Source organism: Streptomyces tateyamensis (assembly GCF_003205575.1).
Classification (GTDB): Bacteria; Actinomycetota; Actinomycetes; order Streptomycetales; family Streptomycetaceae; genus Kitasatospora; species Kitasatospora tateyamensis.
On sequence record NZ_PYBW01000095.1, the window covers coordinates 39,090 to 53,431 of the forward strand.

Consider the following 14,342-nt stretch of genomic DNA (forward strand, 5'->3'; position numbering starts at 1 on the left):
AGTGGCGAGCTGCGATGGCGGCACACCCGGCTGATGCGGGGCCTCGCGGCGCTGCCCGTCCTGCCGTAGCCGCATCCGGGATGCGCCCGCCGCCCCAGTGGCGCAGGGTCGGGGCATGGCCTCGATCGTCGTTCTTCTTGAGCTGGAGCCTGATCAGGAACTCGGACCCGATGGGGTCGAGCCGGTCGTCCTCCTGGTGCACGCGGCCGGCGCCGACCCCGACGCACCCGAGGACCCTCTCCCCCGCACCCTCTGCGGCCTCGACACCGACGCGATGGAACACGCTCACTACCGCCCCGCGCGGCCGGGCGACCCCTGGTGCCCGCCCGCGTTGTACGACAAGCGCTGCCGGGAGTGCCAGGCAGTACTGAACAGCCTGTGACCGCAGTGGGCCGGTCTGCCGGGTATCCCGCCGGTGGTCCGGGCGCGACAATGCCCGTCAGGACGTGGGCCGCGGTGCGGGCGGCTGGAATTCCTCGGGCGATCGCGGGAAGGTGAGAGGTTGGATCTTCGAGGAGGCTGGTGTGGCGCGGGAGCGGATGGTGCTTGGGGAACTGCTGGCGGCGGCCGAGGCGGCGGCGCCGGTGGACTCCCTCGACGTGATGGCGCGTGAGCTGCGCGAGCGGTTCGGCGCCCTGTGCGTGTCCTTCCTGTTCCTCGACCTGATCGGCCAGACCCTGGTGCGGGTGGCGGAGGACGCCACCACCCTGAACGGACGCGGCACCGAGCGGATCCAGCTCTCCGGCAGCCTCTACGACCAGGTCCTGCGCACCCAGAGGGTGGTCCGCGCCCCCCACGGCGCAGACGGGCACGGGCACCGCGTGATCGCCCCCGTCACCAACCGCGGCGACGCCATCGGCTTTCTGGAACTCTTCCTCCCCGAAGCCGTCGAGGTCGGCGACGACACGCTGGAGCAGGTGGAGCAGGCGGCTCATGCCCTCGCCTACATCGTGGTGACCGACCGCCGCTTCACCGACCTCTACCACTGGGCCCAGCGCACCGCCCCCGTCAGCCTGGCCGCCGAGATCCAACGCCAGCTCCTGCCCACCGCCCCCTGCTGCGAGGCCGCCCAGTTCACCCTGGCCTGCGCCCTCGTCCCGGCCGAGAGCGTCGCCGGCGACACCTACGACTACGCCCTGGACCGCGAGACCCTGCACCTGTCCCTGACCGACGCCATGGGCCACGACCTCGACGCCGCGCTGATCGCCACCGTCCTCGTCAACGCCTCTCGAGGCGCCCGCCGCGTCGCAACGCCGCTGGCCGAGCAGGCCGACTGCGCCCACCAGTCCCTCCTCAAGCACACGCCCGGCGTCCTGGCCACCGGCCAGCTGCTGCGGATCGCCCTGGACGGAAGCGGAGCACAGCTGGTCAACGCCGGCCACCCGCGCCCGCTGAGGCTGCGCAAGGGCACCGTCGAGGAAGTGCTCCTGCGCGCCGATCTGCCCTTCGGCATCGCCGGGAAAGGCCCGCGCCGGGCCCAGGACATCGACCTGCTGCCCGGCGACCGGCTGGTGCTCTACACGGACGGCATGCAGGACCGCCGGGCGGCAGCTGTCGACCTGCCCGCCCTGATGGCCGCCACCGCCACCGAGCACCCGCGCGAGGTGGTGCGCGCCCTGGTCTCGGCCGTCACCGACGCCTGCGGCGGCAGGCTTCAGGACGACGCCACCGTGATGTGCCTGGACTGGCACGGCCCCACCACCGATGGACGCCAAGCCCGTGCGGGAGCCAACCTCTGAAACGGGCGAGATGTCCGGGCCCAGCCGCCGGCTCCTGAACCACTGGCACCGCGCCGTCAGCACGCGGGTCCTCGTGCCAGACACCGCAGGTACCGCCCCCGCCGGAGCGCTTTTCGGTATCCGCCGTATGCCCGGCAGCCGGTGCGCGTGCCCGGCCGACGCGCGGAAGGACGGGGGCGCCGACCGTCTCCGGTCCGCGCCCCCGTCCTCCGGTGTCCAGGTCAGCCGCCGGGGGTGATCCGGCCGCGCCAGCCGCCTTCCTCGACGCCGCGCTCCTCGATGAAGGCCTTGAAGCGTTCGAGGTCGCCCTTCACCCGGCGGTCGACGATGCCCATCGCGTCCGCCGCCTTCTCCGCGAGTCCGTCGGGCTCGAAGTCGATCGCCAGCCGCACCTGGGTGCGCCGCTCGTCCAGCGGCTCGAAGGTGACCAGGCCCATCTGCTGGACGTCGCCGCCCACGGTGCGCCAGGCGATCTTGTGGTCGGGCAGCTGGTCCACGATCTCGGTGTCGAACTCGCGGGTCACGCCGGCGACCTTGGTGCGCCAGTGGTTGCGGCGCTCGTCGAGCTGGGTGACCTGCTCGACGCCCTCCATGAAGCGGGGGAAGTCCTCGAACTGCGTCCACTGGTTGTAGGCGGTGCTCAGCGGCACGCCGACCTCGATGGACTCCTGCACCATGCTCATCGCGGATCCCTTTCACGATTCGGACACTGCGTCACTTCGCCTGCCCCGCCGCCGGGCGGTGATACACATCGAACCGACCGCCGTACGACGGCCCGTCCGGGCTCAGGCAGTGGCGCTGGGGACCTTGAGCGGGTCGCGGGTGGCGGTCTTCTTCGCCTCCTCCATCTGCTCGCCGAGCTCCACCAGGCGGTTGCGGCCCATGGCCGTGCGGACCTGGGGGAACCACTCCTTCTCCTCCTCCTCGACGTGATGGCGCACGTTCTCCATCAGCACGGTCATCTTCGCGTCGAACCGCTCGTCCTTCGGGTCCAGCCCGGCCAGCTCCGACAGCATCCACACCACCACGTGGTGCTCCTCCACGCTCTCCAGCACGTGATCGCCCGTGTCGGGGGCGGCCTCGCGGGCGGCCGGGTAGAAGACCTGCTCCTCGATGACCGCGTGCACCGTCAGCTCCTCGATCACCTGGTCGACGATCCGGCGCTTCTCCGCGTACGCCTGGTCACCGGCCTTCTCGAACTCCTTGAACAGCTTCTCCACCGTCTTGTGGTCGTCCTTGAGCAGCACGATCGCGTCCACGCCGGGTTCCTCCTGTTTCGCACACGTCCGGGTCGCACCCTCGGCTACCCCGCCCGGTGCCCCGCATGCCACCACGATCGGGCAACCACCCGCATGCCCCGACGGACGGGCGCGCCCCGGCCTGCTTGCCGGACTCACCCGGGCGGGCGACGGGACGGCCCCGTAGGCTGCGCGGCATGACTGACACACAGCACCCCACGCCCCAGGAAGCCCTGGAGACACTGTTGGCCGGCAACACGCGGTTCGTGTCCGGCACCGTGGAGCACCCGAACCAGGACGCCGCCCGGCGCAGCGAGACCGCCCCCGCCCAGGCCCCGTTCGCGGTCCTGTTCGGCTGCTCGGACTCCCGTCTGGCCGCGGAGATCATCTTCGACCGCGGCCTGGGCGACCTGTTCGTCGTCCGCACCGCCGGCCACGTCGCCGGGGCGGAGGTACTGGGCAGCATCGAGTACGGCGTCAGCGTGCTGAACTGTCCTCTCGTGGTGGTCCTCGGCCACGACTCCTGCGGCGCTGTCGCCGCCGCGCGCGCGGCCGTCGCCGACGGTGCCACCGCCGGGGGTTACGTGCGCGACGTCGTCGAGCGGGTGACCCCCAGCGTGCTGGCCGCCCGCGCCGCCGGCCACACCGAGGACGCGGACTTCATCGACGAGCACGTCCGCCGCACCGTCGACCTGCTGCTGGAACGCTCCCGCCACCTCGCCGACGCCGTCCAGGCCGGCAGCACCGCCGTGGTGGGCCTGTCCTACCGGCTCGCGGACGGCACCGCCCGCCTGGTCACCGCCCGTGGCGTGCAGATACCGGACGGCACCCTCGCCTGACGCTCACCGCTCCCGCAGCCCCGGGGCGACCTCGCGCAGCCGCGCCGCGCCGATCGCACCGGCGCGCACCAGGACCGGTACCTCGCCCGTGACGTCCACGATCGAGGAGGGCACCGCTGCCGGGGTCGGGCCGCCGTCCAGGTAGACGGCGACCGCCCCGGCCAGCATCCCCTGGGCCGCGTCGCAGTCCTGCGGGGACGCCTCGCCGGTCAGGTTGGCGCTGGAGACGGCCAGCGGCCCGGTCGCCGTCAGCAGCTCGACGGCGACCGGGTGGTCGGGCATGCGCACCGCCACCGTGCCGCCGGTCTCCCCGAGGTCCCAGGAGATCGACGGCTTGTGGCGCAGCACCAGCGTCAGGCCGCCCGGCCAGAAAGCCGCCACCAACTCCCTTGCCACTGCCGGGATGTCGTCCGCGAGCGCGTCCAGGTCGGCGGCGGAGCCGACGAGCACCGGCGAGGGCATGTTCCGCCCGCGGCCCTTGGCCGCCAGCAGCCGGGCCACAGCCTGCGGAGTGAAGGCGTCGGCACCGACGCCGTAAACGGTGTCGGTGGGCAGGACGACCAGCTCACCGCGCCGTACCGCCGCCACCGCCTCCCGCAGACCCGCTGCATGCTCCTGCGGGTTGGCGCAGTCGAATCGCACGGACTTGCTCCTCCGTTCACGCGGCGGGCACCAGCTGCCCGCCTTCACACGTCACCTGGCCGCAACCGGCCGCCCGCCAGGCTACCCGCGCCGACGGCATCCCGGGCGGCTCCTGGGCCGGACCAGGCGCACGCCCCGCGGCCTCAGGGTGTCACTCGAGAAGTCGGCGCGGCGCCGTCGGACTCGCTGCGAAGAACACAGAATTCATTGCCCTCGGGGTCTCCGGAGACACGGAACTAGCGGTTCTACGGCAGGGCCGAGAGAGCCCCGCCCGGGTCGGTCCCGGACGGGGCGGGGGGTTCTACTGCGCGCGGTGGTGCGGCACTGCCCAGCAGTCACGCGACCAGAACCGGGTATGCCCGTCAGTCCAGGGGCGGCAGTCGTTCAGCGTCCGAGGGGCATAGCGGACCGCGTAGCGGGCTCCGGCGAGGATCTGCCACCCGTCCCGCTCGCACTGCCGCAGACCCCGGGTGTTGCCCCGGCGGGTGCCGTCCGGGAGTCGCTTGATGAACGCGCGGGCCATCAGACCAGCACCGCGTCAAGGTAGTGCGCACCCGGGTAGGTGTAGCCCGGATCGGGCTGTCCCTCGGCGACCGCCCGCAGAGCCTCGCGCCGCTCATACTGGCGCTCCATCTCGTCCAGCTCGGCCCGCCACGCGGCGGGGTCGACGTAGGGGCGGACCAGCGGTCCCCACTCCAACTCTTCGTCAGCGGGCTCCGGCGCGCTCTGGGCGGGGTCGGAGGTGACCGCCAGGGCGGCGGGCTCCGGCTCGGCTGGGACGGCACGGTGCTGGCCCCGAGCCGGCAGGATCAGGCGCAGGGCGGCCCGTAGGGCACGGGCGATAAGGTGACGCATGTCGGCAGCTCCCAAATAGCTGTGCGGACACTCGACCCCCGGTGGCCCGGCCAGGCTGCTGGGGGTTCTTTCGTCTTCGACGGTAGGGCAACTCCTCTACCCTCGTCTACCCACGTTGGCCCATAGCTTGAGATGTGGCCCGTTGTCTACCCTTGCCGCATGGCCTCGGAAATCGACTACGACTCGCCCACTCCGCCCTACCAGCAGATTGCGGCGGAGATCGTCCGCGACATTGATTCCGGAGTCCTCGCGGTGGACCGCCCGATTCCCTCTGAGTCGGCCCTGATTCAGCGGTGGGGCGTGGCTCGGGACACTGCCCGGCGGGCGGTTCGGCACCTGCGGGAGGGTGGCTACGTCTACACGGTGCCCCAGCGCGGGACCTACGTCGCCAATCGGAGCGCCGAGAAGCACTGAGCCCCGCCCTGCCGGAGTACACCAGCGAGGCGGGGCCGGGGGTGCGGGAAGGCGTTGGATCGTCGGTTGAAGTCGACGGCCCGCACCCGGGTCGGAGCTTACCGCGGGGCAACTACTCCCAGGTGAGCCGTTGCCCCTCGGGGCCGAGGCGCGAAGCGGAGCACGAGAGGCTAGGAGAGAGTCCAGCGGCTGAGCGAACCATCCGGGGCCGCGAACGAGACGCTCTGCTCGTCCGGAGTGGCCTCGATGGTGAGCCACTCGCGGCGGGGGCGGTTGTGGGTACGCCATTCCGCGTGTGCCGCCTCGATGGTCTTCCAGAGGTCGCGCGGGCCGGTCGTGGTGACAGTGGGCGGCCCGTCAGGCCGGTCCTGCACGGTGGCCGCTGAGCCGTCCGCCGAATCGTAGAGCGTGGTGCGGTGCTGGCCGCTGATCTGCTGGCCGCGCCGGACGACGGTTGGCGCCATGTGCAGGTGCGCCCAGAACGTGAATCCGTAGTCATCGAGTACCCGCCCGCTGATCTCCGCCGTGCGCTGTGGCCCGTCGATGCGGTCGGGCATGGCGGACAGTTGCTCGGGGCCGGACTTTAGCGGCATGAAGGCCGCCGGGGTCGAGATGAACCGACCGACCGCGCGCCCGTCGTCCAGCTTGGTAAGGCAGGCGACCGCGCCACCATCCAACGTGCCCTTGAGCGGTGCGACGATGACCCCGCCCGGGGAACACTGGTCGAGCCACGCCCGCGGGATACGACGCACGGAACAGGTGGCGATGATCCGATCAAAGGGTGCGCCGTTAGGGTGACCGGCTGCACCGTCGGCGCGGAGCACAGTTGGTTCGATGCCGTTCTCGCGCAGCCGATTGCGAGCCGCCAAGACAAGAGGGGCCGTGTAGTCGATGGTGGTCACGTTCTCGGCGCCCGCCAGGAAGGAGAGCAACGCGGCGTTGTAGCCCGTGCCGGTGCCGATTTCTAGGACTCGGTCGCCGGCCTGCACGTCGAGCGCGTCGAGCATGTCGGCCATGAGGCGCGGCATGGTTGAGGATGACGTTGCCGTGCCGGGCTGTCCGTCGGGGGCGGCATCCTCGGCGAGAACCCCATCGACTGCGGTGATCAGCGCTTCGTTGGAGTAGACCTGCCGCAGCCACTCGCTGTCGGCCCCGTCGGTGATTCGCCACGGGACGTAGGCGCTGCCGACGCGTCGATAGAACACCGGGACGAACGGGTGGCGGGGGATGTTCAAGAACGCCTCGGCCACGCGGGAGGACAGAGCGGCGCTGCCACGGTCGATCTCGGACACAAGCTCGACACGCGCCCGGATCAGTTGTTGCGCATCGAGCAGAACGTCGGACGTCATGTAGTGGTGATCCCTTCGAGATGGTCACAGATGGCGGCGGTAATGGGCAGCCCCGTGGCCTGTTCCACGAAGCCCCATTGCCCGTTTGGGTTGACTTCGAGAAACGTCCACTCACCCGAGGGTGTCACGATGAAGTCGAACGCACCGAAGGGCAAACCGAGTTGGTCAAGCATCCGTAAGGCGCTGGCAGCCACGTCCCGCGGCGGGTCGCACGTCTTGTAGGTGAGGCTGTCATAGTCGCTGCGCCAGTCCACCCGGCCGCTTGCAGAGCCAGCATGAATCTCGGCAGCGAACATCTGGCGCCCGACGACGGTAAGCCGTACCTCATGTGCCTTGGGTACCCACTCCTGAAACAGATGGGCGGTGGTGGCGACGCTGGGGTGCGGCAGGTCTTCGGGTTGCAGGACATTGGCGTAGACGGCCACCGAGTGGCCCTCACGAGTGCCCCGGATCGGCGTGAACGGCTTGTAGACCACGGGTGCGCCGCCGAGGCGGTCGGCGAACTCACGTGCTGCGGCCGGGTCATTGGTGATCAGGGTTCGCGGGACTCTGAGACCGGATTCGGCTGCAACACGCAGTTGAAGCGGCTTGTACTCGGCGTCGGCCGCCCTGCCGGGCGGTGGGAGCCACGGACACGGAAGGGCCACCAGAAGACCCCCGAACCCCCGTCGTGCCTCTGCCGCAGCGACGGCGCGGGCCTCGGGCGGCATGGATTCGGGGAACTCGGGTGCAGTCGGACGCCGGTAGTAGACCGAACGCACAGTCGACAGATCGAGCGTGCGCCGGTCGGTAGTCAGCGTGCCGGACCAGCCGGCCCCGCCGAGACTGGCCGCAAGGGTCAGCCTCGACGGGAACCAGGCCATGTCAGCCCGGAACACGGGCACGGCACGCCGGGTCAGTTCCTCGATCACCAGGTCGGCCGTTGGGTCGAACGACCCGGTGACCACGAGAACAGATCCGGTAGTTGACATCTAGTCGTTGCTGCTTCCGGGGTCGTCGGGCGCGTCCATCTGGCCCGTGGGCTGGGTCGGCCCGTAGGTCTTGGGCGGGGTGCTCGTCATGTAGACCCCGGGCGGCATCCCCTCGTAGGTGCAGGTCTGGGACTCCGGGTCGTACTTGATGTCGGCGGGCAGGATGCCACCGGCGCCCGTGACCGGGCGGAGGAACCGGAAGGCGAACGGAGTCGGCCCCTGCATGTTGTCGAGCGCGGGCATCGGGGTCGGCCCGGCCACCGCGAGGGGCAACCGGGACTCGGGCCGGTCGAACACCGGCAGATCAAGGGTTGCGGCAGGCATTGCAGTCCCTTTCTTCGAGGCGTACAGGACGGTAACCCCGCCCCGGTCGTCCGGGCCGTCCATTTCCCGTCACCGGGGCGGGGGTTGTACAACCCGACGCAGCGCAGGGCAACGCCGGGAGTCAGGTGGGGTCGGTGTTCGGGAGGCGAAGCCACGTGGTCCAGGGCGGACGGGGCCCCCTCGGGCGCGCATGGCGGGCTCGCCGGCCCGCATCGGGCTTCCGGATGTCGCGCTCGACCACCGCAGCGACAGCCTTACTGTGCAGCGCGGCGATGCACTCGGCACAGGCGTGTAGTGCGGCCGAGATCCCTCCGGCAGCCGTGACCGGACCGAGCCAGAGCACGCGGACCGAGGTGCGCCCGCAGTAGAGCCAGCAGTCTCCGACCACCCACGCGTTCCCGTCGTCCTGCTCGGGCGGCTCCGGCAGCAGCCCTGACCGGATCTCCGCGAGCACCGGAAACGCCTCGGCTGCGAGGGTCACGGTCCCGGGCCGGACACTCGGCGGACCTTGATCCGCAGCCGGGTCCGCTGTTCGATGTGGTCCGCAACATCCGCACCAACCGGAACCCCACCAAAGAGGGCCAGGACCAGGGCCCACCAGAACACGGCTGGGTCGACCACCAGGGCCGCCCCCGTCGAAGCGGCGAGGGCGACCAGGCCGACGGCGAGCGACACAGCCGCGCGAATCCGGAAAGCCCTCACAGCGGTTCCACCTGCGGCACCATCTCGAACGGCACGTCAGCAATCAGCCGGTACTTGCGGTGCTTCGAGTCGCTGGCCTGCGTGTGCTTGCGGGTCCACTCGCGGGCGTCGTCCGGGGTGTGAAGCGGACCGGACTCCCGAGCGCACGGGGAACCGTCGTCGGCCGTCCCCTTACACACCATGACGTAGACCGCCGGGTCGGCCCCGGGCGCGGGGTCCTCTCGATAGGTCCACGTGCCGAAGCGCGTGACCCGGTCGTCCACCCTCGCGCGAGCGGTCTCGCCACAGTCCGAGTGCGCCGGGAGAACGATCTGCGGTGAGGGCGGGACGATGAGCCTCGGGGTTCCCGTCGACGTGGTCTCGTTCATCAGCTCACCCGCTGCACGCTCTGAGCGTTGGCCAATGCGGCCTCGGCCCGGACTCGGTCGGTGGGCTCCGCGGCGCGCACCTTGAGCGGGTCGGCGAGCCAGTCGTCACAGCTTCCGTGGACCACCGGGGCCAGGACCCAGCGGTCACCCTCGGCCCTGCGGAAGACGCCCACTTGATCGCGCTCGCCGTCGACCACCAACTGTCCGTCATGCGGAGCCCACATCAGGGAGACCGAGCCAGCAACCGAGTGATCGCCCGTCATGGCGGCTCCTTCCTCGGCGGCGAGGGCGTCGACCCCGGCACGGATGATCTCGGCGAGCCGGTCGGCGGTCTTCGCCTCGACCATCCCGAGATCCACCCGCGCTACCCCGGTCGTCGGGTCCACCGGTTCCACGGCGAGATCCGGAAGCGGGCACCTGGCTTCTATAGCCGCTGCGCCGAGATCGGCGCACGCTTCCTCGGCGTGTCTCTGCTGCTCCCGGTGAAGGCGGGAGAGATGCGACTCAGCCACGGTGGCACCTCACGTCTTCGTGAGTATCTGGCACGCTTCGATGATGCACGCCGAACACGGGCGTTGCTGCTTGCCGACATCATGCCGCAGCAAAGGGGAGGAACCGGCCTTGAGGACACCGCCCACACCTGACGACCCGGAAGCATGGAACGCCTACCTAGCCGAGGGCAACGCCAAGCAGGCGCGCAAACGAGTTGCGGTCGATCTGATCATCCGTGACCAGGACGGCCGTGTGCTTGTCGTCAACCCCAGCTACAAACCTGACTGGGACCTGCCGGGCGGCATGGTCGAAGCCAACGAATCCCCCGAGGACGCAGGCCGACGGGAGATCCGCGAGGAACTGGGACTACAGCTCACGCCCGGTCGGCTGCTGGTGGTCGAGTGGGTTCCGCCCCACGGCCCGTGGGATGATCAGCTCGCTTTCATCCTTGACGGCGGCGAGCTGTCCGCCGAGCAGTCAGCCGAACTCAGGCCGCACGACGGTGAGCTGTCAGAGCTAGCGATGATGGACCCGGCCGACGCCCGCCCGCTGCTCCGCCCTCGCTTGCACCCCCGCTATGACGCTGCCCTCGCGGCATTGGCCGACGGTCACGCTCGATACCTGAGCCCGAATCCACCGGCTGATGATTTCCGGGCCTGATCCCTCCCCGTCGCCGGTTGGCCGGGTGGGGCATGGGTTTGAGGGTGTGCGGTGCCCGCCGCGTGCGGGTCGCGGCCTGTCCGTGGTCTCCGGGGCGGGGGGTGGGTGGTGGCAGCGGGGTGCCGGTGGCCGGTCGGGGCCGTGGGGGTGGGGAGCGTCCGGGAGCGGTCAGGTCACGGGTGTGGGTGGGCGGTGGGCGGCTTCGAAGAGGTCGGTGAAGGCGTCTTGCCAGGGCCAGTGCTCGGGTAGATGCACCGTCAGTTTCGTGCGGGCGGTGCGGGCCAGGCGGGCGGGGACGTTCACCAGGTGGGCGCGCAGGGTGGCGGTGGTGGCCTTGGCGTGGAAGACGGAGGCCAGGGCTCCGGCGGCCCGCAGCAGGTTGTGGGACATTGCCCACAGGGTCAGCCAGGCGGCGTTGGCCTGGAAGTTCCCCGATGGCAGGTGGGCCAGCGGGCCGGACTTTCCGTCTGCGATGGCCTGCTCGACCACGGCGTGCCGCCGGTGGTGCAGTTCGGCCTGCAGCATCGCGAACGGGCTGTCGGTGAAGACGGGGTGGTAGCGCCAGGTGGTGAACAACTCGCCCTGTCCCTGGGCTGCTTCGGGGTTCAGTCGGCGCACCCGGCGCACGATCAGGCGGGCGGTGACCTGCTCGGCCTTCCTCCTCCCGGTGAAGGCGGTGTATTCGATCTCGGCGATCTCGGCGTCGGAGACCATCTCGCCGGTGTCCGGGTCGACGAAGGCGTCCGGGTAGCGGATCGGCGTCCAGGCGTCCTGGGGGATGTGGCCGATCGCCTTGGCGATGGAGGGGTTCATGCCGGTGGTCAAGGAGAAGCGGGCGCCGGCCCGGCGGCAGGCGGCGACCACGTCGGCGGTGTAGAACTTGCTGTCCGCGCGCACGATCCGCACTCCGGTGCCGCCCGCCTCCTTCGCGATCGCGAGGGCCTCGCCCACGAAGCTTTCGGTGCCGCGGACGTCGGCGGCCTTGCCGCGGCGCAGGCGGACCGCGCCGATCACGGGCCGGGCGGTGGGGGTGGACAGGGTGGCCAGGATCGGGTGCAGGGTGCGCTGGCCCTTGAGGCGGCCGACCTCGGCGCCCTGCTTGGCGTGGCCGTAGACGCGGCGATGGGTGGGGTCGATGTCGATGAACATCAGCGTCTCGGCGCCGGGCAGCAGCGGGGTTTGCCGGGCCAGTGATGCGAGGAAGTCGCGGTGGACGCGGTGGAGTTGGCGGTTGTGGCCGTGCGTAAAGGAGCGCAGGAAGGTGCCCAGGGTGGAGGGCGCGCGCACCCCGGCGAAGGCACGGTCCATCGCGCCGTGCCGCAGCCGGGCCGCGTCGTCGATGGAGTCGGCCCCGGCGCACATCGCGCCGAGCAGGGACATCACCTTGTTGGCCGGGTGGGCGCCGCCGCTGTTGTCGGCGCCCTCGATCCGTATGGCGGAGGCGGCCAGCTCGGGCAGACCGGCCCGCTCGGCCAGCCGGACCAGCGGCAGCAGCCCGGCGTCGGCGATCAGGTTCGGCTCGTCGAAGACGGCGGAGACCGCGGTGGCGGCAGGGCAGGATTGCATCTCGCGGATGTTCTCTCGATCTGGCGACCTGGTTCTGTAGGAAGTCCCATCGTCCCAGGTCAGAGGGCATCCGCGCCCTCACGTCCAGGTCCCGGACAGATCATTCATCGGTGGATCGGGGCTGAGTGACGGGCACCCGATCTACTGAGCGTCGGAGCCACCCGGGGCCCCTCCATCCCTGCGAACACCAGCACCTTTCGGTGCTCCCTCGCCCACTTGGCGAGTTCGTGCATGTGCCCCATGGATCGGATGGCACGGTCGAAGCGCCACCACACAAGGGCGTCGAAGCTGTCGGGGTCCGCGATCCAGCGGCCGAGCTCCGGACGTTCCCACGGAGCTGTCTTGCTCGCCGACACGTCAAGGTCGACGGCTTCGCGGCGCTGGTCACCCTCGCCGAAGTCGATGTTCAAAGCCGCGGCGGCGGTCTCGTTGGACTCGCGCTGTCGCTCGGGGCTGGTGGTCTCGTCCGTCAGCACGGACAGGCGGATAGCCGAGACGCCCCGCAGGCGCCCGGAGAACACGGTGCCCTCGGTACCGGGCAGGGTCGTCCTACCCTCCGGGGAGGGGGGCGAATTCCGCAGGTCACGGGTAATGGTGGCGGTCGACACCGGTGGTCACTCCAGAACTGGTAGTCCGGAGTGTTGGGGTCGGCGAGGACGGCCCAGCCCGTGCCGTCGGATTCCCGGCGATCGGCGACGAAGGCGGCACCGAGGCCCAGCAGCCGCTCGACCTCCTCCTCGCGCGAGGTCTTCGGGCGCAGGCACAGATGGATCCGGTTCTTGACCGTCTTCGGCTCCGGCACCTGGTTGAAGTGCAGCAGCGGGCCCTCCGGCAGCATCACGTCAACCTCCGGATCGCCCGGCCTGTCCGCCGGATGCAGCGGGCAACCGGTCACCTCGCTCCAGAACCGTGCCAGCTCATAGGCATCCGCACAGTCGATCGCCACGTTCTGCACCACCGAGACCATGCGGGTGAGCCTGCCTCAGCACGGGTGCATCGATCAAGCTCGGATGTCGCCCGACTCCCGCGTTGCGCAGCGAGATCCCTGCGCAGGTGGCGGCATGCTCGGAAGGTGGCGGCAGCGTGCCGCCGCACTTTCGGGGTAAGCGGTGCTCCACTGCCGGATCGTGCTCCCAGAGAGGCAGGACCTCCATGTGCCGTCTGTTCGGCATGACCAGTGCACCCAGGCGCAGCCGCGCGACGTTCTGGCTCCTGGAGGCGCCGGACAACCTCAGTGTCCAGAGCCGCCGGGAGCCCGACGGCACCGGCCTGGGCTACTTCACCGCCGACGGGACACCGCGGTTGCACAAGGCTCCCGTGGCCGCGTTCCAGGACCGTGCCTTCGCCCAGGAGGCCGCGGTGGTGGAGTCGACGACGTTCCTGGCCCACATCCGCTATGCCTCCACCGGCGCCCTGGAAGACGCGAACACTCATCCGTTCGAGCAGGCCGGGCGGCTGTTCGCGCACAACGGGGTGATCGAGGATCTGGACCGGCTCGACGCCCACCTCGGGCCGGACCGGTCGCTGGTGACGGGGGACACCGACTCGGAGCGCTTCTTCGCCCTGATCACCCGGGAGACCGCCGCTCGCGGCGGCAGTGTCGCGGACGGCATCGAGGCCGCCGCCCGCTGGGTGTCCGAGAACCTGCCCGTCTACGCGCTGAACATCGTCCTCACCACCGCCGACGAGCTGTGGGCGCTGCGCTACCCGGACACCCATGAGCTGTACGTGCTGGAACGCCGGCCCGGCGGGCACCACGGCGACCGGCACCTGGACCACGCCGGCTCCGCCGGACGCATGCGTATCCACTCCGGCGACCTCGCCCGCACCCGGGCGACCGTGGTGGCCAGTGAGCGCATGGACGACAACCCGCACTGGCAGCTGATGGAACCGGGCGAGCTCCTCCACATCGGCCCCGGTCACACCGTCACCCGCCAGGTCGTCCTGCCGCAGGAGCCCGTTCACCGCCTGACCCTGGCGGATCTGCGCCCAGCGGCCGCCACTTCCCAGCAAGGGGCCTGACGCGCCGCCACCTGCTTCGCGGCCACGCAACGCCTCTGCGCCGGGGCCCCGGCGCAGGCAGACGGGTCGAGGGCGGACCGAAGCGGTGCGCCGCCGCGTGGAGTCGTCCGGGCTCGCCGATAGTCGTGTGTACGCAGCCGAATGGTTTGTCCTGTTCGGGG

Annotated in this window: 17 protein-coding genes and 2 pseudogenes; 7 read left to right on the top strand and 12 right to left on the bottom strand. The window is 70.7% G+C overall.

The window, feature by feature from the left end:
• Positions 1-115: 115 nt before the first annotated feature.
• Together C7C46_RS24100 and C7C46_RS24105 are read left to right on the top strand one after the other, a co-directional pair.
• Positions 116-382, top strand: a complete 267-nt coding sequence (locus C7C46_RS24100) for a hypothetical protein (RefSeq protein WP_110672041.1) — start codon at positions 116-118, stop codon at positions 380-382.
• A 142-nt stretch (positions 383-524) separates the two neighbouring features.
• Positions 525-1,739 carry a PP2C family protein-serine/threonine phosphatase gene (locus C7C46_RS24105; RefSeq protein WP_110672002.1) on the top strand — a complete coding sequence of 405 codons (1,215 nt, stop codon included), beginning with the start codon at positions 525-527 and terminating at the stop codon, positions 1,737-1,739.
• A 221-nt stretch (positions 1,740-1,960) separates the two neighbouring features.
• On the opposite strand, the gene C7C46_RS24110 is transcribed toward C7C46_RS24105, so the two are convergent.
• Together C7C46_RS24110 and C7C46_RS24115 are read right to left on the bottom strand one after the other, a co-directional pair.
• A complete protein-coding gene (locus C7C46_RS24110) occupies positions 1,961-2,422 on the bottom strand; it encodes an SRPBCC family protein (protein ID WP_110672003.1) in 462 nt (153 codons plus the stop codon).
• Between the two features lie 102 nt (positions 2,423-2,524).
• The gene (locus C7C46_RS24115) at positions 2,525-2,998 is read right to left on the bottom strand and encodes a hemerythrin domain-containing protein (protein WP_110672004.1); all 474 of its coding nucleotides are present in this window, start codon (positions 2,996-2,998) and stop codon (positions 2,525-2,527) included.
• A gap of 176 nt (positions 2,999-3,174) precedes the next feature.
• Here C7C46_RS24115 and C7C46_RS24120 point away from each other — a divergent pair, with 176 nt between their 5' ends.
• The gene (locus C7C46_RS24120; RefSeq protein WP_110672005.1) at positions 3,175-3,816 is read left to right on the top strand and encodes a carbonic anhydrase; all 642 of its coding nucleotides are present in this window, start codon (positions 3,175-3,177) and stop codon (positions 3,814-3,816) included.
• A 3-nt stretch (positions 3,817-3,819) separates the two neighbouring features.
• Here the strand turns inward: C7C46_RS24120 and C7C46_RS24125 are convergent, their stop codons facing one another.
• Together C7C46_RS24125 and C7C46_RS24130 are read right to left on the bottom strand one after the other, a co-directional pair.
• A complete protein-coding gene (locus tag C7C46_RS24125) occupies positions 3,820-4,458 on the bottom strand; it encodes an L-threonylcarbamoyladenylate synthase (protein ID WP_181442498.1) in 639 nt (212 codons plus the stop codon).
• A 522-nt stretch (positions 4,459-4,980) separates the two neighbouring features.
• A complete protein-coding gene (locus C7C46_RS24130; RefSeq protein ID WP_110672007.1) occupies positions 4,981-5,313 on the bottom strand; it encodes a hypothetical protein in 333 nt (110 codons plus the stop codon).
• Between the two features lie 159 nt (positions 5,314-5,472).
• Here C7C46_RS24130 and C7C46_RS24135 point away from each other — a divergent pair, with 159 nt between their 5' ends.
• On the top strand, positions 5,473-5,727 hold the full coding sequence (locus C7C46_RS24135) for a GntR family transcriptional regulator (protein ID WP_245984778.1): 255 nt from the start codon (positions 5,473-5,475) through the stop codon (positions 5,725-5,727).
• 170 nt (positions 5,728-5,897) lie between these two features.
• Here the strand turns inward: C7C46_RS24135 and C7C46_RS24140 are convergent, their stop codons facing one another.
• The 5 genes from C7C46_RS24140 to C7C46_RS24170 all read right to left on the bottom strand — a co-directional run bounded on the left by C7C46_RS24140 (position 5,898) and on the right by C7C46_RS24170 (position 9,836).
• Positions 5,898-7,076, bottom strand: coding sequence for a methyltransferase domain-containing protein (locus tag C7C46_RS24140; RefSeq protein WP_245984779.1), 1,179 nt, complete (start codon positions 7,074-7,076; stop codon positions 5,898-5,900).
• Complete coding sequence (gene tgmB, locus C7C46_RS24145) at positions 7,073-8,047, bottom strand: ATP-grasp ribosomal peptide maturase (RefSeq protein ID WP_110672009.1); 975 nt, start codon at positions 8,045-8,047, stop codon at positions 7,073-7,075. Before tgmB ends, C7C46_RS24140 begins: the two co-directional genes overlap by 4 nt.
• Positions 8,048-8,371: a hypothetical protein gene (locus C7C46_RS24150; protein ID WP_110672043.1), complete on the bottom strand. Its 324-nt coding sequence runs from the start codon at positions 8,369-8,371 to the stop codon at positions 8,048-8,050. It lies immediately after the preceding gene.
• 698 nt (positions 8,372-9,069) lie between these two features.
• A complete protein-coding gene (locus C7C46_RS24165; protein WP_110672011.1) occupies positions 9,070-9,441 on the bottom strand; it encodes a DUF7848 domain-containing protein in 372 nt (123 codons plus the stop codon).
• Entirely contained in the window at positions 9,441-9,836 is a 396-nt protein-coding gene (locus tag C7C46_RS24170; protein WP_146259193.1) for a hypothetical protein, read from the bottom strand. Before C7C46_RS24170 ends, C7C46_RS24165 begins: the two co-directional genes overlap by 1 nt.
• A gap of 69 nt (positions 9,837-9,905) precedes the next feature.
• On the opposite strand from C7C46_RS24170, the gene C7C46_RS34400 reads away from it, so the two are divergent.
• On the top strand, positions 9,906-10,085 hold the full coding sequence (locus C7C46_RS34400; RefSeq protein WP_146259194.1) for a hypothetical protein: 180 nt from the start codon (positions 9,906-9,908) through the stop codon (positions 10,083-10,085).
• The gene (locus tag C7C46_RS24180; protein ID WP_245984781.1) at positions 10,063-10,593 is read left to right on the top strand and encodes an NUDIX domain-containing protein; all 531 of its coding nucleotides are present in this window, start codon (positions 10,063-10,065) and stop codon (positions 10,591-10,593) included. The genes C7C46_RS34400 and C7C46_RS24180 overlap by 23 nt, the downstream gene beginning before the upstream one ends.
• Positions 10,594-10,761: 168 nt before the next feature.
• Here C7C46_RS24180 and C7C46_RS24185 read toward each other — a convergent pair whose 3' ends face one another.
• The 3 genes and pseudogenes from C7C46_RS24185 to C7C46_RS24195 all read right to left on the bottom strand — a co-directional run.
• The gene (locus tag C7C46_RS24185) at positions 10,762-12,159 is read right to left on the bottom strand and encodes an IS1380 family transposase (protein ID WP_110672015.1); all 1,398 of its coding nucleotides are present in this window, start codon (positions 12,157-12,159) and stop codon (positions 10,762-10,764) included.
• A gap of 179 nt (positions 12,160-12,338) precedes the next feature.
• A pseudogene (locus C7C46_RS24190) lies at positions 12,339-12,680 on the bottom strand (recombinase family protein); the annotation flags it as partial.
• Between the two features lie 107 nt (positions 12,681-12,787).
• Positions 12,788-13,126: pseudogene (locus C7C46_RS24195) on the bottom strand (VOC family protein); the annotation flags it as partial.
• A gap of 185 nt (positions 13,127-13,311) precedes the next feature.
• Between C7C46_RS24195 and C7C46_RS24200 the strand changes: the two are divergent.
• Complete coding sequence (locus C7C46_RS24200; RefSeq protein WP_110672016.1) at positions 13,312-14,181, top strand: class II glutamine amidotransferase; 870 nt, start codon at positions 13,312-13,314, stop codon at positions 14,179-14,181.
• The last annotated feature ends 161 nt before the right edge of the window (positions 14,182-14,342 follow it).

Bases quoted from the DNA above. Each gene is read 5' to 3' on its own strand.
- C7C46_RS24100 (WP_110672041.1), top strand. From the start codon at position 116: ATGGCCTCGATCGTCGTTCTTCTTGAGCTGGAGCCTGATCAGGAACTC.
- C7C46_RS24110 (WP_110672003.1), bottom strand. From the start codon at position 2,422: ATGAGCATGGTGCAGGAGTCCATCGAGGTCGGCGTGCCGCTGAGCACC.
- C7C46_RS24120 (WP_110672005.1), top strand. From the start codon at position 3,175: ATGACTGACACACAGCACCCCACGCCCCAGGAAGCCCTGGAGACACTG.
- C7C46_RS24130 (WP_110672007.1), bottom strand. From the start codon at position 5,313: ATGCGTCACCTTATCGCCCGTGCCCTACGGGCCGCCCTGCGCCTGATC.
- C7C46_RS24135 (WP_245984778.1), top strand. From the start codon at position 5,473: ATGGCCTCGGAAATCGACTACGACTCGCCCACTCCGCCCTACCAGCAG.
- C7C46_RS24140 (WP_245984779.1), bottom strand. From the start codon at position 7,076: ATGACGTCCGACGTTCTGCTCGATGCGCAACAACTGATCCGGGCGCGT.
- tgmB (WP_110672009.1), bottom strand. From the start codon at position 8,047: ATGTCAACTACCGGATCTGTTCTCGTGGTCACCGGGTCGTTCGACCCA.
- C7C46_RS24150 (WP_110672043.1), bottom strand. From the start codon at position 8,371: ATGCCTGCCGCAACCCTTGATCTGCCGGTGTTCGACCGGCCCGAGTCC.
- C7C46_RS24165 (WP_110672011.1), bottom strand. From the start codon at position 9,441: ATGAACGAGACCACGTCGACGGGAACCCCGAGGCTCATCGTCCCGCCC.
- C7C46_RS24185 (WP_110672015.1), bottom strand. From the start codon at position 12,159: ATGCAATCCTGCCCTGCCGCCACCGCGGTCTCCGCCGTCTTCGACGAG.
- C7C46_RS24200 (WP_110672016.1), top strand. From the start codon at position 13,312: ATGTGCCGTCTGTTCGGCATGACCAGTGCACCCAGGCGCAGCCGCGCG.